This is a genomic window from Cohnella sp. WQ 127256 (assembly GCF_024519285.1).
In the GTDB taxonomy this organism is placed as follows: domain Bacteria; phylum Bacillota; class Bacilli; order Paenibacillales; family Paenibacillaceae; genus Cohnella.
Map to the genome: position 1 here is coordinate 512,570 of NZ_JAMZCY010000005.1, position 21,408 is coordinate 533,977.

A 21,408-nucleotide genomic window follows, 5' to 3' on the forward strand; every position below is an offset into this window, starting at 1 on the left:
TGGAAATAATAGAGACTAGCGCTATAAGGAAGGAGCTGGTTTCATGAACCGCGGTATTGCGACGAGAGGTTTCCGATTATTATTGTTGATCGCCTTAATTATGGGTATAGAAGGAGCTAGATTGGCGTGGCTGCAACTCGGATTAGGAGGCTCGCAGACGGCTAGTGGGTCACTTAGCGTAAGTGCTAACCATCAGCGCACGGATGAGCTTCTTGTCGACAGCGGGCGTGGGCAGTTCCGTGATCGTAACGGTAGGTTACTGACTGGTGAGACGGTACATAGTCTAGCGGCTTTTCCCGACAATGGTATGCCTCGGGGAACGAACAATGAAATGCAGCAATTAGCAACTGCTTTAGGACTTGATTATGAGCAACTGGACAACTGGCTTATGAAGTTGCGCGAACCCGAGGTATTGAAGGATAAGAACACGTTGAGAGTTCTGAATCTCACGAAGCAGCAGATTAAGACGGCTGAACAGTCCAAGCTACTTGGTGTAGCGGTTCTTCCATTCATAAATCGATACCCCTTAAGCTTTACTCCACTTCATGCGATTGGATTTATTTCTCAGCATCCAGAAAGAGTTCGTCAGGTGTACGGTGAGCAATTAGTTAATCAGAAGATGAAGCTAAAGGTTCCGATCGGAGGGTCTGGTCTAGAGAAATCGATGGATCGATTGCTTCAGGGACGAGCTTTAACCACGGTTAGGCAGGTTACAGATGCGACTAGGCACCCATTAGAGGGGCTTGGTCTTCGGATAACGGCTCCCAATAACCCTCATTTTCCATTACAGGTAACTACGACAATAGACTTGGACATCCAGCGTATTGTAGAAAAGGTCTTGAGCATATACAACATTAATAAAGGTGCGGCTGTTGTGTTAGATACGACAAATGCGGATATTTTGGCTATGATGTCGCTCCCTCGTTTGGATCCTTATCATATCGGTGCAAAAAATACGGATGAGCGTAACCATGCACTTGTTGCTTCCCCTCCTGGATCAGTTTTCAAAACAGTTACTTTAGCCGCGGCAATTGAGTCCGGTGCTACGACTTGGGAGGAGAAGTTCCATTGTGATGGTCATTACGGTAAGTATGGATTGCAATGCTGGAAAGAAGATGGGCATGGGGATTTAACATTAGAGCAGGCTTTCGCACAATCTTGTAATGTCGTGTTTGCTACTTTAGCTGAACGCTTGGATCCGGCATGGCTGCAGATCACGGCTGAACGAATGGGATTAGGAAGGCAAATTGGTTGGAGTACAGCCCATTTTGTAGATGGTGAGCCATTGCGCTTGTTAGGAGAGGAAGAGGCGGGATCGATCTTCTTAAGCAAGAAAACTGCACAGGATGGTGGAGTAAGAACGGGTACTGGTATTGGTCAACGAGACGTACGTGTCACTCCGCTGCAGGTGGCGAATATGGCTGTTACGATTTTACACGATGGTAAAGTTTTTTCTCCTCGACTTGTGAAGGAGGTACGATACGCGGATGGGGGATTGATGGCTTCACTGAAGGTTCAATATAGCAAGTCTAAATATGGCCAAATTAAGCCAGAGACAGCCGCATTATTGAGACAGGGAATGAGGTCTGTTGTACTAGAAGGTACTGCTGAGAACGCCCTGAAGGGAGCTGTGTGGTCATTAGCAGGAAAGTCGGGGACAGCGGAACTGGCAGGCAAGCAAAAAGGCCGTAACGACCAATGGTTTGTCGGTTACGGCCCTGTGGCAAGCAAGCCACGATACGTTGTAGCGGTGCTGATAGAAAATCAACCAGCAGGTCTGAGGAATCGTGGAGCGACGCTATTCGGAGCAATTATGGACGGGCTTCGCCTTCAGGAGCAACAGGATCGGACACTTGCGGCGCGAATGGAGAAACGTTAAATTCGTCCTTAGGGAACCGTATCCATCTATGGAAGTAGCCTTGATCATATAAAGCTTTAAGTAAGATCATAAGAATCGGGGCTAAGATCAGCCCTGCGACACCAAATACAGATAAAGAAACCATCATAAAGGCAAGCATGGTGAAGGCGGAAACACCAACGGTCTGGCCTGTAATACGAGGTTCAAGAAATTGTCTTGTCAGAGTTACAACCAGTAGGAGTCCTGTTAGCCATATGGCTAAATTGGTTTCTCCAGTAACGAATAAGTAGACAATCCACGGAATAAACAACGTACTAACTCCAAGCAAGGGGAGAACATCGAAAAAGCCTGCAAGTAATGCGATCGAGAAGGCGTTATTAACGCCTAACGCTAAGAGTGCGATAAAGATAACAATGAAGGTTATACTAATGAGCTTTCCTTGAGCTTTGAGGTAGGCACCAATTCCCTTAAATACATTAAGTCGTAAAAACTCGAAAGCTACTTTGATGGTTTTAGGTGACCGTTCCTTGCCGAGTCTTTTCCATGTGTCAATCTCGATGCTTAAGAAATAGGCAAGGATGATCGCGATCGAGAAGTTTAACACGAAAGAAGAGAAGGAGCTTAGAAAGCCGACAAGACTATTGAGGAAGCCACCAGCCCATTTCGCTCCTATTGCTGTTATTGAGTCAATAGCTTGTGTTATTTTCTCAGTAATGTCAGGGGGGAGAGCTTCGATTTGCATTTTCAAGTCATCAGATATATTGCCAATTTGTTCTTGTAGAAGCTTCTGATATTCCGGTAAATCCTTGGCTAGCTGTGTGATTTGCATGGTGAAGATAAAGCCCAGTCCGATAAAAATCGCCAAAATGATTAAGGTGAAGAGGAGAACGCTTATTCCGGAAGCGATTGATTTTGGCATCCCCCAGCGATTAAGACGTCTAGCCAACGGTTCAATAATCCAAAATACCAAGAAGGATAGAAAAACGGGAGTTGCGAGATTGTATAAATAACTGAATATGTACATCGTAAGCCAAACCGTGAGGACGATCATACCGATATCGAATGCAGTCCTCCAATATTTCTGATACAACGACAACATCTCTATAGCCACCCTTTTCTATGTACTTTTACAAGCTTGCAATTCCATTTATTGTTCATTGTACACGATATCAAAAAAGATGCCTATAAGGATGCCTATTTTAGCCGCTTATATGATAAAATAGAGGACAGGCAATAACCTCAGGCAGTATACTATGGCAATCAAGATGGTGGGGAAGGCATGGAAATCATCCTATGGATCGGTTTTTATTTTTTGACTTTTTATGCATTTTTACCGGCTTTGGTCAGTCGAATTTTTGGTTTTAGGGTATTCATGAAAGGTAAGTCGGAGACGGAGATTGCATTAACATTCGATGATGGTCCAGATCCGGTGTACACACCTAAGCTGTTGGATTTGCTTAAACGCTATAATGTACAAGCAACCTTCTTTGTAGTCGGTGAGAATGCAGAACGGAATCCGGATATTATCGCGCGCATACATGAGGAAGGCCATATTATTGGCATTCATAATTATGTTCATCATACGAATTGGCTTATGCGACCGCGAACGGTTAAACGACAAATTCATCGTACTTCGGATGTTATTAAGCAAGTCACAGGAACTAGACCTATGTATTATCGTCCTCCTTGGGGGATTGTCAACGTATTCGATTATGCTAATCTAGGCTACCTGCAAATCGTGTTATGGACTTCCTTGTTCGGAGATTGGCGCAAGCGAGTGAGTGCCGACAAGCTGTATCGGAGAATGAAGCAGAAGCTCAAACCAGGTGAGGTTTTCCTATTGCACGATTGTGGAATTACTTTTGGAGCAGATCCTGATGCACCTGCGAATACGATCTCAGCATTGGAAAGGATACTGGAGGATGGGCGTCGAGCTGGATATGATTTTGTAGGCATCGACAAATTGATAGCGAGTACGGAGCGAGCAAAGGGTAAGAAGATGGATAAGCATCAAGCTGTGAGGAGAACGAATATGAACAATAATGAGTCCACAGCGGAGAAAAGTCATACCATCGGACCACTCAAGAAAGTAATCGTTAAGCTATGGATGATCTATGAGAAAGGTTTCCATATCCTATTTAGGCTTCGTCCCGTCGGTCAAGGGCACTTTTTCAATTATCGAATTCGTAAGTATTCGGGACCCCCGTTGGATCTGAGTGACAAGCAAACTCTTCGTTCTGGAGATAAGATTATGGAAATTCACTTCGAGAATCAGATGCTATTTGACCTCGGTATGAATTCCAAGTCGACTTTGCAAATTGGGATCAGGATCATTCGTGAGATGGAGCACGCTCTTCCTGAAATGGCAAGGGAGCTTGCTAAGGCACCAAAAGGAAATGAAGTAAAAGCATTGTATGGCGTATCAATGATTCATCGAGGTGCAGAATCACTTGGGTACAGAACATTCGAATTACCTCGCGGCTTTTTCGCTTGGACGACGAATATTTACTTACGGATTCTTATTCGGGTTATTCATCCCTCTGGAAATCAAAGAGTTCGGGATAGAGGGGAAACGATGAATCCTCGTATGCTCATTATGCCAAGGGATGTACTACTGGGATGGGCTGACGAGTCAAGAACGAAACGGCGACCGAATCGCGATCGGACAGCTTCAGCTAAATTGGACACAAGTAAGAAGGTATCTACTGAAGCGGAAGAGATCGAAGTCAATTTCGAGGATGGCGCAGTCGGTAAGCTTATATAGCACATAACGGCGGGTACTAGGATATAACCTAGTACCCGCTTTTTTATTTATTACTTATTGCTGCATCTACATAGAGAAGGAGGCTGTACCCAAGGTGGAACACCTTAGGTACAGCCTCCTGTAATAAGAGCTCAAACTACATTTTCATGACGCCGCCCTTGCTGGCATTGGTAACCATCGCGGAGTAACGTGCAAGATAGCCGCGTTTGATCTTCGGCTCGAAGCCTTTCCATTCGGAACGACGACGATCTAGTTCTTCATCGCTAACTTCAAGCGTAATCGAACGATTATTCATATCTAGCTCGATCATGTCACCATCGTTAACGAATGCAATCGGACCGCCTTCAGCAGCTTCAGGGGAAATATGACCAATGGCGATACCGCGTGAAGCGCCAGAGAAACGACCATCAGTAATCAAACCAACCTTCGTTCCAAGGCCCATACCGACGATTTGGGAAGTTGGAGCGAGCATTTCTGGCATGCCTGGACCACCTTTAGGTCCTTCATAACGAATAACGACGACATGACCTTCTTTGACCTTACCTTCTGCAAGTCCACGAAGAACATCTTCTTGGGAGTCGAAGCAGATCGCTGGTCCACGGTGGTAGCCGCCAACAGATTTATCTACAGCGCCGACTTTAATGATAGAGCCGCCTGGAGCAAGATTCCCGAATAGGACGGACAGACCGCCTTCTTTAGAATGCGGATCATCGATAGGGCGGATAACGGAATGATCTGTAATCTCAGCACCCTCAACGTTCTCACGGAGAGTCTTGGCAGTTACAGTCATCACGTTGCCTTGTAGCGCGCCTTCTTTTTTGAACAATTCGTTAATAATTGCGCTTACTCCACCTGCATTATGCAGATCTTCGATATGGTGGTCGGAGGCAGGAGCTAGCTTGGACAGATAAGGAACGCGTTTAGCAACTTCGTTGATACGTTCGATAGGGTAATCGATATCTGCTTCATGCGCGAGCGCTAGGGTATGCAGAACAGTGTTTGTAGATCCACCCATAGCCATATCGAGTGCAAATGCATTGTCGATTGAATCTATGGTCACAATATCGCGTGGCTTGATATTCAGCTTGATCAGTTCCATAAGCTGTGTTGCCGATTTTTTTACGAAATCGCGGCGTTCTGGTGCGACAGCGAGAATTGTTCCGTTGCCCGGTAACGCAAGACCAAGTACTTCAGCAAGACAGTTCATGGAGTTCGCAGTGAACATACCCGAACATGAACCACAGGTAGGACAACCAAATTGCTCAAGCTCAGTTAGGCTCTTCTCATCGATTTGCCCACTCATAAAGGCACCCACACCTTCAAAAACGGAGGTAAGGGAGATCGCTTTACCGTCGCTCGTACGACCGGCTTTCATTGGTCCACCACTCACAAAAAGAGTAGGGATGTTTACGCGCAACGCAGCCATCATCATGCCGGGGGTAATTTTATCGCAGTTAGGAATACATACCATGCCATCAAACCAGTGAGCGTTGACCATCGTCTCGACAGAGTCGGCAATGATCTCACGGCTTGCAAGAGAGTAACGCATACCAATGTGCCCCATTGCAATTCCATCATCTACACCGATTGTATTAAATTCAAAGGGCACGCCGCCTGCTTCGCGAATGGCATCTTTAACGATTTTACCGAATTCTTGTAAATGAATGTGACCAGGTACGATATCAATGTAAGAATTGCAGACTGCTATAAACGGTTTGCCGAAATCTTCTTCTTTAACACCAGCAGCACGTAGTAAGCTACGATGAGGAGCGCGGTCGAAGCCTTTAGTGATCATGTCTGAACGCATTTTTTGCTTAGCCATAATAGTACCCTCGCTTTCGGATAAATCGAAATGTCATATCCTTGATTTTATCATAGAAGCAGACGCCTTGACCAGACGAGGATTGTACTATTAATGTACGGCTACATCTGTTATTTGTGTTGCTCGGGAAATAGATTAGACAAGCCTGCGAAAGGCAAATTTTCGTAGTGATCCGTTTTATAAACGATTTCGCTATCGATATGAGTGTCATCGCTAAGCATATTGGTCCGGAACTGAAATTGGTCATAAAGCTTAACGAGAATTTGCGCGGTATTAATCGCATCGTCCATAGCACGATGGTGCGACCCTGAGAACGGGATTTCCAGCATCTCGAGAGCAGGCTTCAATCCCATCTGCTGGTGCTTCTCAAGCTTGTATACCTTGGATAGCATTTTCTGAAGGTTATTGTGATTGACGATCCAATCTGTAGAAATTTGATGTTGGCGGCATTCCTGGACAAGCTGACGTAAATCGTCCGGGCCCCATGCACATAAGTAATACTCTTCTGTACCGATCCATTCGGAAAAATCCCGAGTGACTTGAGTGAGAGGGCCTGCTCCATTCACGTCATCTTGGGTTATACCGGTAAAGGTTGTTGTATCTGCAGTTAATTGAGGGACAATGACAGGTTTAACGAACGATTGGAACGTTTCGATAATTTGTGGAGCACCGTTGACTAAGCCAACCTTTGCTGCACCGATTTCAATAATTTCAGCGATCTGGCCCTTTTTGCGCCGAACCGTCATTTCCAGATCATATACGATAATGGTCAATTCAAACACCTCTAACACATTTCGAGAATAGGTTTCGTACCTTTTTGTTATTATAGTCTCCAAAGAGACATTTGTCAGTGTGGAAAATAATTCGGGTCGCAATAATAAACAAAGAGAACCTGCTGACAAAGATCAGCAGGCTCTTGGATACTATGTATCCTACAGCGTCGGTTTGAAGAACATAAGCAGGAAGAGGAGGATTCCAAGGGAAGCAGCAATGTAATGTATGTTGTTTACTTCAAGAACAACATAGCCTGTAATGGACAAATTTAATTTCATTTACATTAATTGCATTTAATTCTAGAGGGTGCTAATATATGGACACAAATTCGACAATAATACTCAAATTATTACTTCTGAATTTGCTCGAAAGAGCGTCTTGAGATACACTTTATGTAAGATACTGATACAATAGAACGTATATATTTTAATGAGGAGGAACTATTTTATGAGCACATTTTCACAAAAGCTGTCTTCGATGCGCCAAGGTCTTAAAGATCAGGTGACTAAGTTTAAGAATAAAGATTTCATGGATGCTGTCGTGGCAGGGTGCGCGATTGTTGCTGCAGCCGATGGAAAAATCGACGGTGTTGAAAAGCAAAAAATGGCTGGTTACATTAATCACAATGAAGAGCTTAAGGTTTTTGATATGTCTAAGGTAATCGAACGCTTCAACCACTTCACGAGCAATTTCGACTTTGACGCTATGATTGGTAAAGCGGAAGCGATGAAGTCTGTTACCAAATTTAAGGACAAGCCTGAAGTTGCGCGTGTTATCATTAGCGTTTGTTGTGCAATTGGCGCGGCAGATGGAGATTTCGACGAGAAAGAGAAAAATGTCGTTAGAGAAATGTGCCGAGAGCTTAAGCTTCCTGCTGGTGATTTCGGACTATAAGGTTACGACATAAGAAGGGACCCCTGGGATTAACCTTGGGGTCTCTTTACTATGGAGACAATTCATTATGATGGTCTTTTTTAGTTCTGAAAAAAGTTGAAAAACCGCTTCGGTTTCAACTGTTCTTGTATCAGGTCGATCTGCACAGAGGTGTCCTCATATTTGCGAATAACCTCTTCATATTGATAGGGGGAGACTCCCGTTATTAACTCCAGCTGGCTATAAGAGATAAAAAGATTGTGTGTGCCACTCAATGTAGAACGTCCTTTATTTTTAATCGCGTATACATTCCCAAGCCGACAACGTCCTTCACTCAGCTTGAGAAAGTTCTTATATTCTTGGGATAAGCCAGCTTCTGACTTAGAAGTGAAGACGATCGAATGATCGAGTCCGACTAACATCCCATTCCATTCCAACGAAAGCCTCATTTCTTCGACTTGCAGCCACTCAAGCTTTGCTTGAAGAACACGCCTTTGTTCTTTGGACTTCACATAATTTTTCCATATGGATAAAGGCCACATTGTTTTCCCTCATTATTTATAATGAACTGCAGTGCACTCCCAACATTATACCTCTATTGGTGGGGTGTTTTGAAATTTTCCTCAATGGATTGTAATCTCAAAAATTGAAGGGGGGAGGAAATCCTCATGTTTTGTCGAACCCTATTCAGATACGAATGAAGATATTACCAATCGGGGTGGTTTTTTGAACAAGCAGTCCCGCTCCCCGGTCATGCCTGGCGATATTATCGGGATTACGCGGTGGGGGTATGAACATTATGGGATTTATTGCGGCAACAATCGCGTCGTCCATTTTACGTCTCTCCAATCGGACGTTTCATCCTCCAACAACATGATTGTAGAGACCGGAATGAGCGTCTTTATGCGTGGTCAGACCAAGCTTTTCATCCTCGACGTCGAGAAGTTGATCGATGAGAAGCAGATTTTCTCTTATTTGTTACTTGTCGAAGGAAAACAGTACCGAATCTTCGAGGGCTCAGAAACAGTGCGGCGGGCGAGATCCATGCTAGGAAAAACGAATTATGATCTGCTGTATAACAACTGCGAGCATTTCGTGATGTGGTGCAGGGCCGGAGTGCCGGAGATGAATCAGCATCGACTTTTTCACAGGATCAGACGATATAAGACTAATGTCTCCTATAAGGAGATCATTGGGAGCTTACACGAGGACAATGAGATCTATTCTCGGAAGCAAGAAATGATAATCCTTCAGGATTCCGAGGCCATCTCCACGATGCAAGCAGAAGTTGAAATTCTGCATCAGGAAGCAGAACGGCTTGCTGTCGATCATAAGGCGTTGGAAAAGCGAATTTCGGCAAGCGACGACCGAATGGGTCGCATCTTAGGGCAAGCGGATGAATATCTGAACAACAATAAGCTTTCATAAATAGGAGGAAATCATGCCGATTCCATGGTTAATTGCTGCAGGTGTCGGTGCCGTTGTAGGCGCCGTTGTGAAAAATCGAAAGCACAAAAAAGAAATCAGTCATAGGGATAACTACATCGATGATCAGCAGGATCATATCGATTCACAGCGTTCTCAGCTTTCTCGCAAAGAAGAGCAGATCGCAACGCTAAAAAAACAAATCGCGATTCTGGAAGAGTCGCTTACTGCGAGCATGGTTAGAGAAAAATCCCTTAAAGATAAGCTTGAGAAGCTAATGGAAGAACGAGAGGAAATCGCTTCGAAGCTGGAAGTGTTGATGCTCCGTGTCCGAAAGCTTGAGAATGAGAAAGAACTGTTCACTGCCCGTATCCGCTTGCTAGAAACGGAGTCCCAACGTTTCGTTAATAAGTTGCTTTTCCGTTCGGGGAAGCTCCGTCATGAAGCGGGTCAACTTGAACTTGAGCGACTTGCCAAAGCTAATGAACATGAATATGCCGGATCTGAGCTGAGGCTTCATGAGAACAAGGTCGTTGAGCTAGACAAGCGTCGCAACAAAATGAGCACGGAAATCCAGGATACCAACAAAAAAATCGAAGAGATAAAAAAGGAAAGAGTTCAACTGCAGCAAAAACTAAGCGGGCTTTAAGTCCGTTCAAAGGAGACAACCCGATGTTCTTGAGTCAAATCACTTCCGACGAGCTTAAGCAATCGTTTATTGATCTTGCACACTACGTTGCCGGAGTGGATGGGCATGTCCACGAGAGTGAGCAAGAATATATCGAACAATACATGTATGAGATGGGTTTGGAAGAGTTAACTCCAAGTGATCGTACCTTAGATCAAATTCTCGCTGTTGTCGAGGACGCTCATACTAAGAACATTTTCTTCATTGAAATTCTAGCGTTGATCTTCGCGGATGGTCACTACAATGAGGAAGAGAAACAAGCGGTCCATGTCATCCGGGAGGCGTTCGGCTTCTCGCTGGAGAAGTACGAGTCCTATAAAAACTGGGTGATAAGCATGAGCAATCTCCAATCGGAGGGTGTCCGACTCGTTGCCGAGGATTGAAGATGTTAACGACATTCCCCTGCACCTCTTGTGGTGCTTGTTGCAGAAGCTTGAGCGGTTCAGATGTTTACCGCAAACTCGATAGGGGGGATGGAACCTGTCGATATTACGATGACCAAACGCGTTTATGCTCGATCTACACGAATAGGCCATCGGAGTGCAAGATTGACCATACTTATGAAATGTCTCTATCGGACCGAATATCCAAAGATGATTATTACGATTTGAACATCAAAGCCTGCAACGAACTGCAGGAGCAACTCTTAATTCCCGAATCATTTCGCATATCGAGTGTCCTGAACGAAAGGGATAACGATAACTAAGAAGCGCTGACACCTCGCTGTCGGCGCTTTTTTTTTACGTCAATTAATCACTTAACCTCCGAACAACCTCTTCCTCACGCTCAGCATCTATAGGGTCATGAAATCATCGATATATCTTTTTCCCACACAATGTGTAACTATAAGTAACATTATATATCTTAAAACTAACACAAACACGACATTAATTTGCGAAATACAAGCTATTGGAAAAATAATCCGTAATTTAATGTTATATATATTGACATTAAATGATTATTTAATATAATGATGACATGGATTAAAAATACATTTAATTAATTCGCAGCATGAGGGGGAGGTTTCTTGACATCAAGGGAAACGTTGGAAGAGAAGGTGAACACGCAAGAACGGATTTTGCTGACAGCAGAGCAGGTATATGCACAGAAGGGATATGCCGGTACCCGTGTCAGTGATATTGCGGAGAGAGCTGAAGTAAACGTTGCTCTAATCAGCTATTATTTCGAGTCCAAGGAAAAGCTGTATCATGGCGTTCTAGACCGGCTTTTCCACAATTGGGAAGCACATGTGCATGATATGTCTTGGGATGACGATGACCCTGAGAAGGTGCTCAGCGAATATATTCACAAGCACTTCGAATTCAAATGGAGCAATATGAATATGTTCCGAATCTTTCAGTGGGAGAGCTTGTCGGATGCAGGAATCTATCGGGAATATGTCCGTCAATATTGGGAAAAGGATTTTCAAGAGAAGCTTGGTGTTTTGAAGCGGTGGAAGCGTCAGGGTCTGTTAAATCCTTATTTAAATGAGAATGTTGTCCTTGCACTTCTATGGGGGATGATGGATCGATTACTGTTCTCGAAGGAAGAGGAGCTTAGGTTATTTCTAGGTATGCGGGAAGCAGGGTTCACTCTGGATGAAATGCGTAAGGTGTGCTCTAAGGAGATTATGGGAATGGCGTTCTATGGGATGCTTCCTCGAAGAGAGATTGGGGTTCCTGGTCATCAGCCTAAGGAATATCAGATTCGTATTGTCCCACTCGATGAACAATCGCTTGAGCATACCGAGGTCGAAGAGTTAATCCTAAGTCTGTCATCGGCAGCAGATGTGAAGACCATGATTGTGTCTGTCGGCGAACAACTGGAACCCATCGCGTTGAATTGTGAAGGTCTCATCCTTGTTCTCAACTCTGAATACGGAGAAATATCGGCTTCTGCTCAGCAAAGATTAAAGGAACTCGAAGCAGTGGCTGAGAGGGGGGAATTGTCAGGGCTTCCTGTCGGACTGTGGGTCATTCGAGGTGATCGTGAAGCGCAGAATCTGCAGAGTCTGTTGGAGCAGCAATTGGGTCGGATGGGAATGTATCCCCTTCAACGGCTCATTGATCAGAGCTCCGGGCAATTCGGGAAACGATTCGCTCAATATATGAAGAGACTTCAACCCTGTGACGAACAGAACAAATGAGGAGTGAGTTCATTGATCAGTGAAAACAGAAGCAGAACCACAATTCCGGCACGGAAAACTTCCCCCATTCAATATGAAATCTTACGGCATCGCCTGCAATCGATCACGGAAGAAGCGGCTGCTGCGATGAAGCGTGTATCCGGTTCTCCCGTGGCGACAGAAATAGGGGATTTGAATGTCGCGATCATGAATCGCGAAGGTGACTGTGTACTGATCGGTCAATATATCGTGACTAAGGGCTCCACACTATCCTGTGTGGTCAAGGATGTTCTCGAGCATTACAAGGAAAATCCGGGAATTAGGGAAGGGGACGGCTTCTTATGTAACGACCCCTATATCGGAATCATGCATCAGAATGATATCGCGCTCGTCATGCCTTACTTCCATGAAGGAGAATTGATCGCATGGGTAGGTGCAGAAATCCATCAAATCGATGTTGGAGGACCTACACCGGGTCAAGTACAGTTGGGAGCCAAGGATATTTATGGAGAGGCTCCGCTTATGCCATCGATCAAGGTACTGCAGAACGGGCAGCTGCTTGCAGATGTTGAACGTAATTATTTGCGGAAAAGTCGAGTTCCTGACCTGCTTGCGTTAGATTTGAGAGCTAAGCTGGCCGCGTGCAATACGCTTATACAGAATATGAGCCTGCTAGTGGGGCAACTAGGAAAGAACGGCTTGGTGGACTTCCTCGAAGATATTCTTAACGATGCAGAATTACTTCTACGGACCAAGCTACGCAAAATTCCGGACGGCAGTTGGTTCTCTCGAGCCTATATGGAATTTGATGAGAAGGTCTATCCGATCGTGCTTAAGCTCAGCAAAATGGACGATGAGCTCCAATTTGATTTTACCGGAACCGCCAAACAAGCTCCTGCAACAATCAATCTTACTTACCCTTCTCTCGTTGCCATGCTCAGCGGAACTCTCGTGTCAACCTTATGCTGGGACATCCCGTGGACAACTTCTGGAGTCGAGCGGACGATCAAGGTATATGCCGAGAGTGGCACTTTAGTTAATCCTACCTTCCCTGCGGGTGTGTCCAAATCAACAACAAGCATCGGATTACTCATTATGGCGCTGGTCGGTAATATCGTTTCGAAAATGCTGCTGGCCTCAGGCCACTATACAGACCGAGCTATGGGAGGTTGGCCGGGATCGAAAGCGCAGGAGGAATTGAACGGGACGAATCAGTTTGGATTACCATTCGGCGCAGATATTCTCGATGGTATGGCTGGTGGCGGAGGAGCACGAACGTTTAAGGATGGCATTGACACAGGAGGGCTTGTAGGGGCAGCGAAGAGCAGTATTTCAAACGTTGAGCACTATGAGCAGGAATACCCGCTCTTGTATCTGTATCGCAAGCAATTGCCGGATTCCGGTGGAGCGGGAATGTTCAGAGGAGGAAATGGAATCGATCGGATGTATGTCGTTCACGGAGCTTCGATCATTCCGGATGTTATTATGCACAGCATGGGCTCTAAGGTTCCCGCTACGGTCGGCATTGCCGGTGGTCATCCTTCAGCGACGAATCAATTTTATATTAAGAGGGGTGCTCTAACTGACCAACAGCTTTCCGACGGGGAGATGCCAGCAGCCTTTGAAGACATTCTAGGAGAAGTGGAGATTCACCAGAATATGTCCCATAGCTACTTGGAGAGCGGTGACGTCTATCGTTCCATCTCCAATGGGGGTGGAGGCTTCGGAGATCCTTTTCAAAGAGAACCTGCATTGGTGTTGGAGGATCTCCGTCTCGGTAGAGTGACGGATGAGACTGCTGCTGGTCAATACGGGGTAATCGTGTCAGAAGGGAAAGTGGATCTTACAGAGACTGTAAAGCTGCGAGCTAAGCTGCTTCAGAAGCGCAAGGATGAGACAACTGCTCCATCGCTCACTCAAGCTCCCGTTAAAATGGAAAAACAGGTTGCGCGGTTGTTCCACGATCTGTTCATTGGCAAGGGTGAGGATGGCCATCATTACTTCTATTGCGACTGCGGATGTACGATTGCACCGAACGGAGCAGAAGCCTATCAGTACATGGCAAGTTGGAATAAATCTGCTAGTGAGGCAGGTAGGTATGTTGATCCGCACAAAACAGGTGAATTAGATTTCCGTTGGCAGACTCATTATTGTCCTAGCTGCTTTGTACAATTCGATAGCTCGATGGTTCGAGTTGGGGATGAGAGATTGCCCTCCGACCATCTGCTAATCATGGAATAAAACGAATCTGGAAGAAGGATGTGAGGAGTAATGAGCTATATTGTAGCTGTTGATTCTGGTGGCACGTTCAGCGATTGTGTGGTCATTGGCGATAACGGGAAAATGTGGACAGGGAAATCGCCGTCAACTCCTCCCAATTTTGAACAAGGAGTTATCGAATCTGTACGTGATGCGGCATCAGTTATGGGGATAGAATTAAGAGAGCTGTTAAATCAGACGACACTTTTCTCACATGGGACAACAGTTGCGACCAACGCTTTGCTAACTAGACAAGGGTGCAAGACTGCGATTATTACGACTAGAGGACATGAAGATGCCATTGTCATCGGACGTACCTACCAGAAGGTTGCAGGACTAAGCTCAGATGAAGTCATGGATTATAGCCGTCATGACAAAGCACTCCCCGTATACGATCCGAATTATATTCGCGGAGTGATCGAACGAATAGATTATGCAGGACAGATCGTTGTTCCCTTGTCCTTCGAATCTCTCACAGAAATTGCTGACGAATTGGTAGAGGCTGGTATTGAGGCGATTGCGGTAAGTCTACTATGGTCGTTCGCAAATCCGGTTCACGAGCAGGCCATACGTAAGTATTTACTTGACCGTAATCCAGCTTGGACGGTGACGTTGTCCTCCGAATTATCCCCTGTTATCGGAGAATACGAGCGGACGGCAACGACAGCTATCAACGCCTATCTAAGTGTTGAAACCAAGAGCTATATGAATAAGCTGAAAAACGCTTTGTCCAATGAGGGGTATCGCAATCGTCCGCTCGTCATGAAATCTTCCGGTGGGATTACCTCAATAGAGCACGCCATGGAAACGCCAGTAGCGCTTCTAACATCCGGTCCTGCGGGAGGTGTTATGGGTGCGGCAGCGTTGGGCAAGCAACTAAAGCATAGCAACATTCTGACAACTGATGTTGGAGGGACTAGCTTCGACGTAGGTATGATTGTCAATTGTGAGCCTGTATTCGCTGCTGCTTCGGTATTTTCTAAATATCAAATTACTTATCCTATGATCGAGGTTGATTCAATAGGAGCGGGTGGAGGAAGTATTGCTTGGATTGAGGAAGGTACAGGACTTCTTAAAGTAGGACCGAGGAGCGCGGGGGCTTTGCCTGGTCCAGTCTGTTATGGCAGGGGCGGAAAGCTTCCGACGGTAACGGATGCGAATCTAGTACTTGGACGTATGAATCCAGATTATTTTCTCGGTGGCAAGCACAAGCTGGATGTTGAAGGCGCGCGTCAGTCCATGAGTAGCTTAGCGGATCGTCTCGGTATTAGCCTTGAGGATGTAGCGCTCGGTATCGTAGAAATTGCCGATTCTCATATGGGGGATCTGGTTCGCAAGATGTCGGTTGAAAAGGGCTATGACCCTAGGAGCTTCGCTCTATATTCCTTCGGTGGAGCGGGTCCCCTGCATGCTTGTGGTTATACGAGAGGGACGGGGATCACTACCGTTGTCATTCCACCGATGTCCTCCGTGTTTTCTGCCTATGGAATCGCACAATCCGACCCTGCTGCTGTGGCGGAGGAAACTCTCCTGCTGGAGTTGCCGTGCGACGCTGAAAGGCTAGAGACAGCTTTGAAAAAATTGGAGAAGCGTGCGATCGAGGAATTGGATTCCATCGGTAATCGATTCGAGTCTATCGATGTGAAACGCGAAGTGTTAATCCGCTACGAAGGTCAGAAACAAGGTTTACCCGTTGAAGCTAATCTTCCATTACGTACTGCAGAAGATGTGCGGCAATTGATGGATGATTACGATAAAGCTTATGAACAGCAGTATGGAAAAGGTACGGCATATCGGAAAGCGGGTCTGAAGATCTCAGGACTGCGCGTACGGGTTGTTGGGGATCAGAATTTACCTGCCTTAAGCCTAGTAGAGGATCTTCATACTGATGCGGCAATTCCTAAGTTTTATCCCGTATATTACCGTGAAACAGCAGGCTGGTCGGAGACACCGTTCTACAAGTTCAGTGAATTGCCACGAGGGTTTTCTACCCAAGGACCGGCCATTATTATCTCAAATCATACCACCATTTATGTGGCGCCTGATTACGATGTGTTGCTTGACGAGAGACAGAATCTTGTCTTAACGAACTCGAAGGGCGGGGAATGAGTATGTCCAACAATGAAGGTGTAATTCTAACGAGTGAGGGTGACTACCTTCGGGATGACAAGCTTCAAAGTATCGGTAGTAAGCTAGTAGCTTTACTAGGAAAGGGGAAGTGGATGTTATCGCTTCTGTCACTCGTTGCACTCTGGTGGATCATGTCTCTTTACTTGACATCCAAGGTGCTCCCCAACCCCATCCAAACTTTAAAGGCGATGGTGGATGACATCGGTGATGGTGCAATTCTTTCCCATCTCGGCATTACGATGTTTCGCGTCATATTCGCTTTTGTGCTGACGATGACTCTAGGACTGGTGATCGGATGCATCATGGGCTTATCACGAAAGGTAGCTGGATTTTTTAATCTGTGGATGGTTGTCGGTATGACGATTCCTGCTCTTGTTTATATTGTTGTGATCTTTCTCTGGTTAGGATTATCAGAATTTTCTGCCATCTTAGCGGTGACCTGTACAACGGTATTTACAATCTCCTTCAATATTTGGGAGGGGGTCAAGTCTATGGATAAAAAGCTGATGGAAATGAGCTTTATTTTCGGTGCAGACAAAAAACTGACTTATCGGAAGGTCATTTTCCCCCAATTAATGCCTTACATTATGGCTTCTGCGAGATTTGGTCTCGGACTCACTTGGAAAATGGTTATTTTCGTGGAGTTGATGGGTCGACCAGATGGAATCGGCTTTATGATCAACTATTGGTACTCCTTGTACAATATGTCGCACGTCTTAAGCAATGCCATTACCTTTATTATCGTCATGCTTATGATTGAGTTGTTTATTAGCCGCTGGTTGGAGCCGCGCCTGTTCGCATGGCGGCCCAAGACTTCTCACTAAGGAGGAGATGGATCAATGACTACGACTCCGTATAAAATATCGTTCAAAAATTTGAACAAATCCTTCACGGTAAACGGAAGTAAGAAACAAATCCTACGAAATATCAATTTTGAAGTCGAAACGGGAGAGTTTATATGCTTACTCGGATCTTCAGGCTGCGGTAAATCGACCATTCTCAATTTGATCAGCGGATTGGATAAGGAATATTCGGGAGAGATCAGCATCGACGGCATCCCGCAAGCGAAAAGTCAGGCGCACTTAAGCTATCTGTTCCAGGAGCCTAGGCTCCTCCCTTGGTTGACGGTGGAGAAAAATATTCATTTCGCATTAGAAGCGGCTAAAGTGCCCAAGACAGAGTGGAAGGATCGTACGGAGCATTACTTGGATCTCGTGAATTTATCCGGTACCGAGAAGCACTATATCCATCAGCTTTCTGGGGGGATGCAGCATCGGGTATCCATCGCGCGGGCATTCTCAGTCAATCCGGAAATTTTGCTTATGGATGAGCCATTCGGTGCGCTAGATGAATTAACAGCTCGTGATATTCGGAAAAGCCTGCTTCAGCTTTGGCAGAAGGATCGCAAAACTGTCGTTTTTGTTACGCATAATACGCTTGAGGCGACCTATCTAGCAGATCGAATATTTATGATGTCTTCGAACCCTGGAGAAATTGATGAAATCGTTCCTGTCAGCTTAAGTCGACCAAGGGAGTATGAGAGTGATGAGCTGTTTCAGACGAACAAGCAGGCGATGAGTCGATTTGTGCAAATCTCCGGGCAATTAGCTTGATGGTATTCAAATAAAAAGAGATTCATAGGAGGAGTGGAAATAGGATGAAGTCACAATCTCAAACGGTAAGGAAAGGTCAAAAGGGTCTAATTGTCCTTAGTTTTGTTCTCATGACGGGTTTACTTGCAGGGTGCGGTGGGAAGGAAAACGAAACGAAGGTGGGAGCTGAGAGCTCAGCACCCGCTAGCTCTTCAGCGGTTAGTAGCGAACCCGTCGAATTGCGAATGAATGTCGTATCGACAGGAACACAATCCATTCCATCCTTCCTAATCCAGAAGCTTGAGTTGGATAAGAAGCATGGCTTTGTATTGAAGGCAGTTGAGGATTCAGGCGCCGTTAATGCGAACTGGACCGCCTTCAAGACGGGACAGGTAGATGGCATGATCACGGATTGGCTCAGTCTTGCTCGTAATATCGAACAAGGGGAAAAAGTAAAAGCGGTTGTTCCCTTCCTTGGATGGGGTAATGGCATTCTCGTACCTGATGATTCCGCTGTTCAATCTGTAAAGGATTTGAAGGATCTCAATATCGGTGTTTACAGTCGTATTTCACCTGACTGGGTATTAATTCGCGCAGCAGCTAAGAAATTGTATGACCTCGATGTTGAAAAAACAAACAAGGTGAGTGAAGCGGCGCCGGGTCTACTATTGGGATTGATGCAAGAGAAAAAGCTGGATGTCGCCCTCAACTACGGAGATTTGAATAACAGGCTGGCGGGTCCAGGAGGTTATCGAATTCCCTTCTATGTCTCAGATGTTTTAGTGGATTTGGGTCTATCTCCCGAAGCACCATTCCTCTTCTATGCGTTCAGTGATTCCTTTATTGAGGAGCACCCTGATACGGTTAAGGCCTTTGCTGCAGCATACAAAGAAGCGATCGAATATTTGAATTCCGATAGTGAAATCTGGAATGAAATTGCTAAGAAAATGGACATAACGGATGCTAAAACAATCGAGTTAATAAAGGATGGAGCGAAAAAGAACATCTTTTTGGAGCTAACTCCGAATATGGAAGGGAATATTCAGAAGATTTTCGAGGTTCTAAAAGCCGAAACAGGAAAAGATGAGCTAGGCTTCGAAAGTATACCGGAACAGATGATTTGGCAGCCCTAATCTTAATTCCACGCTAGACAATAATAAATAGAGAAGAGGAACGTGTAATGGCAACTCATCCGCAGCTTCCAGACAATTATGTATTAAACTCTTCAGAGACAGCTTTGCTCGTTATAGATATGCAGAATGGATTCTGCTCCTTACAAGGCTCGCTTGGGCTGAATGGAGTGGACGTATCCCATATGAAGGCGACGATTGAGCCAGTCAAGAAGCTCATTAAATCCAGCCGGAAAGCGGGCATTCTCGATGCATGGACGATCCAAGAGCATTATCCGGATGATGTTACACGCAAGAATCACCGCATTATTCCTCACACTCTGAGGTTTGGTTCGGGCCCGGCAGCGCTAGCACACACTTGGGATTCCGAAGTCGTTGACGAATTAAAGCCCTTGTACATTCACCCTGCTGAAGAAATTCGCAAGCACCGTTTTAGCGCCTTTTTCGATACGAGACTAGACACTCTTCTCAGGATGAAGGGGATTAAGACGCTCATTATTTCCGGGGTATCAACCTCTCTATGTGTAGAGACTACGATCAGAGATGCCTATCAACGTGACTATGATGTAATTATTGCGGAAGATGCGATTGCTACGGATTCGGTCGAGGCACATGAATGGAGCATGCGTATAGCCGCTAAATACTTCGGGGCTTGTATGAAAACGGATGAAATTGTGGGTCTAATTGAAGAATCGATGTCCGTTGCTATTCATGAATAAATAGACGTATGAACATTTTCCTGCAAATTAATAATCTGATTTTTTGGTTCGTGCTGGAATTGTCCAGACCCACTCTGTCGTTCAGTCTGGCGGAACGAGTGGAATCACCTACTCAGTTAGGTATGCTGCTTGCCTTTCAATCTGTGCTTCCGCTACTGCTCGCTATTCCGATTGGTTTGGCTGGAGATCGCTTGGGTCCCCAAAAGCTCCTGCCAGTGGGATCGTTACTTCTCCTGGTTAGTGGTTTGTTCTATCTGGCGGCGGATCAGATGCAGGTTGTAGACAGCGGGTATTTGCTTCTCATTCTAGCTGGACAATTAGCTAGTGGCGTAGCCTGGCTTCTCGTTTGGATCTCCACGCAATCGCTTGTATCGATGTCAGTAACTAAGCTGGAGAAAGGCAACGAGACGAGCAAGCGTGTTAATCTGTTAGCCTTGACCTCAAGTATTGGTGCATTGGGCGGTCCAGTCACTTCTGGCTTTCTGTATCCCATTGGCGGAGGCAGAATGATCTGGATCGTCTTTTTGATCACGGTCGGTGTTCATTTGTGTCTATCCTATCAGATTTCTCGGATGGCTAATGGGAAGGCTGAGAGATCCAAATCTCCTCTTGCAGAAGGTACACCGATACCGAGTGGTAGAAGGGGGAGGGGCTTAACGGATTTAGGTGGTCCCTTGTACCTCTTCGTCATTCTGGCCTCACTCGTGCTCTTCTTTGGCTCCGAATTCAGGGCTTCGTATATGCCGGCCTATTTGTCACAGAGTGGGTTGGATACTCAATCTATTGGAATTGTCCTCACCATTGGAGCCATAGGGGTAGGCGTTGCTCGTCTACTGATCAGTCTAAATGTACTGCGCTTTGATCCTCGCGTAACGATATGTCTCGCTCTGGGGATGTCCGTTGCGGGTGTAGCTCTGCTGCCTGTCATGCAATGGGGCGGTGTAGCCACATTAGCACCGATTAGTCTACTGCTGGCCGTGGGTGTTGGCATCGGTGAGCCTGTGCTCATCTTTACGATTCTCCAACATGCGAAACCGCTGAGAAGGAGTCTGGCTTTAGCGGGTCGATTGACAGCTAATCGAGCTGCTATGCTTCTTGCTCCGGTCTGCTCTGGCTTAGCCGTCTCGATGCTGGGAGCTACGCCAGGAATTGTATTATTGAGCATATGTATGGCTGTGGTAGGCATTATAGCTGCGTCGATTTTTTGCAAAAAATATGTTGCTGAGGATAACGAGTCGTAATATTTAAC

General features: G+C 45.6%; 18 protein-coding genes. 14 read left to right on the forward strand and 4 right to left on the reverse strand.

Going from position 1 to position 21,408, the window contains the following annotated elements; all coding sequences use genetic code 11:
- Nucleotides 1–43 precede the first annotated feature (43 nt).
- Nucleotides 44–1,879 (forward strand): peptidoglycan D,D-transpeptidase FtsI family protein, encoded by a 1,836-nt coding sequence (locus tag M1K58_RS17330; protein WP_256760096.1) that lies wholly within the window; start codon nucleotides 44–46, stop codon nucleotides 1,877–1,879.
- Here the strand turns inward: M1K58_RS17330 and M1K58_RS17335 are convergent.
- Nucleotides 1,812–2,957 (reverse strand): AI-2E family transporter, encoded by a 1,146-nt coding sequence (locus M1K58_RS17335; RefSeq protein WP_256760097.1) that lies wholly within the window; start codon nucleotides 2,955–2,957, stop codon nucleotides 1,812–1,814. The two genes, M1K58_RS17330 and M1K58_RS17335, sit on opposite strands and share 68 nt — an antisense overlap.
- Before the next feature lie 180 nt (nucleotides 2,958–3,137).
- Here M1K58_RS17335 and M1K58_RS17340 point away from each other — a divergent pair, with 180 nt between their 5' ends.
- Nucleotides 3,138–4,622: a polysaccharide deacetylase family protein gene (locus tag M1K58_RS17340; RefSeq protein ID WP_256760098.1), complete on the forward strand. Its 1,485-nt coding sequence runs from the start codon at nucleotides 3,138–3,140 to the stop codon at nucleotides 4,620–4,622.
- Between the two features lie 136 nt (nucleotides 4,623–4,758).
- Here the strand turns inward: M1K58_RS17340 and ilvD are convergent, their stop codons facing one another.
- The gene (gene ilvD / locus M1K58_RS17345; protein WP_256760099.1) at nucleotides 4,759–6,444 is read right to left on the reverse strand and encodes a dihydroxy-acid dehydratase; all 1,686 of its coding nucleotides are present in this window, start codon (nucleotides 6,442–6,444) and stop codon (nucleotides 4,759–4,761) included.
- Nucleotides 6,445–6,554: 110 nt separating this feature from the next.
- Entirely contained in the window at nucleotides 6,555–7,217 is a 663-nt protein-coding gene (locus M1K58_RS17350) for a 3'-5' exonuclease (RefSeq protein ID WP_256760100.1), read from the reverse strand.
- Between the two features lie 448 nt (nucleotides 7,218–7,665).
- On the opposite strand from M1K58_RS17350, the gene M1K58_RS17355 reads away from it, so the two are divergent.
- Nucleotides 7,666–8,112 (forward strand): tellurite resistance TerB family protein, encoded by a 447-nt coding sequence (locus M1K58_RS17355; RefSeq protein ID WP_256760101.1) that lies wholly within the window; start codon nucleotides 7,666–7,668, stop codon nucleotides 8,110–8,112.
- 80 nt (nucleotides 8,113–8,192) lie between these two features.
- On the opposite strand, the gene M1K58_RS17360 is transcribed toward M1K58_RS17355, so the two are convergent.
- Nucleotides 8,193–8,633 carry a hypothetical protein gene (locus M1K58_RS17360; protein WP_256760102.1) on the reverse strand — a complete coding sequence of 147 codons (441 nt, stop codon included), beginning with the start codon at nucleotides 8,631–8,633 and terminating at the stop codon, nucleotides 8,193–8,195.
- A gap of 184 nt (nucleotides 8,634–8,817) precedes the next feature.
- Here M1K58_RS17360 and M1K58_RS17365 point away from each other — a divergent pair, with 184 nt between their 5' ends.
- The 11 genes from M1K58_RS17365 to M1K58_RS17415 all read left to right on the forward strand — a co-directional run bounded on the left by M1K58_RS17365 (nucleotide 8,818) and on the right by M1K58_RS17415 (nucleotide 21,400).
- On the forward strand, nucleotides 8,818–9,519 hold the full coding sequence (locus M1K58_RS17365) for a lecithin retinol acyltransferase family protein (RefSeq protein ID WP_256760103.1): 702 nt from the start codon (nucleotides 8,818–8,820) through the stop codon (nucleotides 9,517–9,519).
- A gap of 13 nt (nucleotides 9,520–9,532) precedes the next feature.
- Nucleotides 9,533–10,165 carry a hypothetical protein gene (locus tag M1K58_RS17370; protein ID WP_256760104.1) on the forward strand — a complete coding sequence of 211 codons (633 nt, stop codon included), beginning with the start codon at nucleotides 9,533–9,535 and terminating at the stop codon, nucleotides 10,163–10,165.
- Nucleotides 10,166–10,188: 23 nt separating this feature from the next.
- The gene (locus M1K58_RS17375; RefSeq protein WP_256760105.1) at nucleotides 10,189–10,587 is read left to right on the forward strand and encodes a tellurite resistance TerB family protein; all 399 of its coding nucleotides are present in this window, start codon (nucleotides 10,189–10,191) and stop codon (nucleotides 10,585–10,587) included.
- 644 nt (nucleotides 10,588–11,231) lie between these two features.
- Nucleotides 11,232–12,350 carry a TetR/AcrR family transcriptional regulator gene (locus M1K58_RS17380; protein WP_256760106.1) on the forward strand — a complete coding sequence of 373 codons (1,119 nt, stop codon included), beginning with the start codon at nucleotides 11,232–11,234 and terminating at the stop codon, nucleotides 12,348–12,350.
- 12 nt (nucleotides 12,351–12,362) lie between these two features.
- Entirely contained in the window at nucleotides 12,363–14,570 is a 2,208-nt protein-coding gene (locus M1K58_RS17385) for a hydantoinase B/oxoprolinase family protein (protein WP_256760107.1), read from the forward strand.
- 30 nt (nucleotides 14,571–14,600) lie between these two features.
- Nucleotides 14,601–16,697 (forward strand): hydantoinase/oxoprolinase family protein, encoded by a 2,097-nt coding sequence (locus tag M1K58_RS17390; RefSeq protein WP_256760108.1) that lies wholly within the window; start codon nucleotides 14,601–14,603, stop codon nucleotides 16,695–16,697.
- Nucleotides 16,698–16,699: 2 nt separating this feature from the next.
- Nucleotides 16,700–17,542: an ABC transporter permease gene (locus M1K58_RS17395; protein ID WP_256760109.1), complete on the forward strand. Its 843-nt coding sequence runs from the start codon at nucleotides 16,700–16,702 to the stop codon at nucleotides 17,540–17,542.
- A 15-nt stretch (nucleotides 17,543–17,557) separates the two neighbouring features.
- A complete protein-coding gene (locus M1K58_RS17400) occupies nucleotides 17,558–18,331 on the forward strand; it encodes an ABC transporter ATP-binding protein (RefSeq protein WP_256760110.1) in 774 nt (257 codons plus the stop codon).
- Between the two features lie 44 nt (nucleotides 18,332–18,375).
- The gene (locus M1K58_RS17405) at nucleotides 18,376–19,443 is read left to right on the forward strand and encodes an ABC transporter substrate-binding protein (protein ID WP_256760111.1); all 1,068 of its coding nucleotides are present in this window, start codon (nucleotides 18,376–18,378) and stop codon (nucleotides 19,441–19,443) included.
- 47 nt (nucleotides 19,444–19,490) lie between these two features.
- Nucleotides 19,491–20,159 carry a cysteine hydrolase family protein gene (locus tag M1K58_RS17410; protein ID WP_256760112.1) on the forward strand — a complete coding sequence of 223 codons (669 nt, stop codon included), beginning with the start codon at nucleotides 19,491–19,493 and terminating at the stop codon, nucleotides 20,157–20,159.
- An 8-nt stretch (nucleotides 20,160–20,167) separates the two neighbouring features.
- A complete protein-coding gene (locus M1K58_RS17415) occupies nucleotides 20,168–21,400 on the forward strand; it encodes an MFS transporter (protein WP_256760113.1) in 1,233 nt (410 codons plus the stop codon).
- The last annotated feature ends 8 nt before the right edge of the window (nucleotides 21,401–21,408 follow it).

Coding starts and splice junctions, on each gene's coding strand:
- M1K58_RS17415 (WP_256760113.1), top strand. CDS start 20,168: ATGAACATTTTCCTGCAAATTAATAATCTGATTTTTTGGTTCGTGCTG.
- M1K58_RS17355 (WP_256760101.1), top strand. CDS start 7,666: ATGAGCACATTTTCACAAAAGCTGTCTTCGATGCGCCAAGGTCTTAAA.
- M1K58_RS17370 (WP_256760104.1), top strand. CDS start 9,533: ATGCCGATTCCATGGTTAATTGCTGCAGGTGTCGGTGCCGTTGTAGGC.
- M1K58_RS17395 (WP_256760109.1), top strand. CDS start 16,700: ATGTCCAACAATGAAGGTGTAATTCTAACGAGTGAGGGTGACTACCTT.
- M1K58_RS17410 (WP_256760112.1), top strand. CDS start 19,491: ATGGCAACTCATCCGCAGCTTCCAGACAATTATGTATTAAACTCTTCA.
- M1K58_RS17360 (WP_256760102.1), bottom strand. CDS start 8,633: ATGTGGCCTTTATCCATATGGAAAAATTATGTGAAGTCCAAAGAACAA.
- ilvD (WP_256760099.1), bottom strand. CDS start 6,444: ATGGCTAAGCAAAAAATGCGTTCAGACATGATCACTAAAGGCTTCGAC.
- M1K58_RS17335 (WP_256760097.1), bottom strand. CDS start 2,957: ATGTTGTCGTTGTATCAGAAATATTGGAGGACTGCATTCGATATCGGT.
- M1K58_RS17340 (WP_256760098.1), top strand. CDS start 3,138: ATGGAAATCATCCTATGGATCGGTTTTTATTTTTTGACTTTTTATGCA.
- M1K58_RS17405 (WP_256760111.1), top strand. CDS start 18,376: ATGAAGTCACAATCTCAAACGGTAAGGAAAGGTCAAAAGGGTCTAATT.
- M1K58_RS17330 (WP_256760096.1), top strand. CDS start 44: ATGAACCGCGGTATTGCGACGAGAGGTTTCCGATTATTATTGTTGATC.
- M1K58_RS17375 (WP_256760105.1), top strand. CDS start 10,189: ATGTTCTTGAGTCAAATCACTTCCGACGAGCTTAAGCAATCGTTTATT.
- M1K58_RS17390 (WP_256760108.1), top strand. CDS start 14,601: ATGAGCTATATTGTAGCTGTTGATTCTGGTGGCACGTTCAGCGATTGT.
- M1K58_RS17400 (WP_256760110.1), top strand. CDS start 17,558: ATGACTACGACTCCGTATAAAATATCGTTCAAAAATTTGAACAAATCC.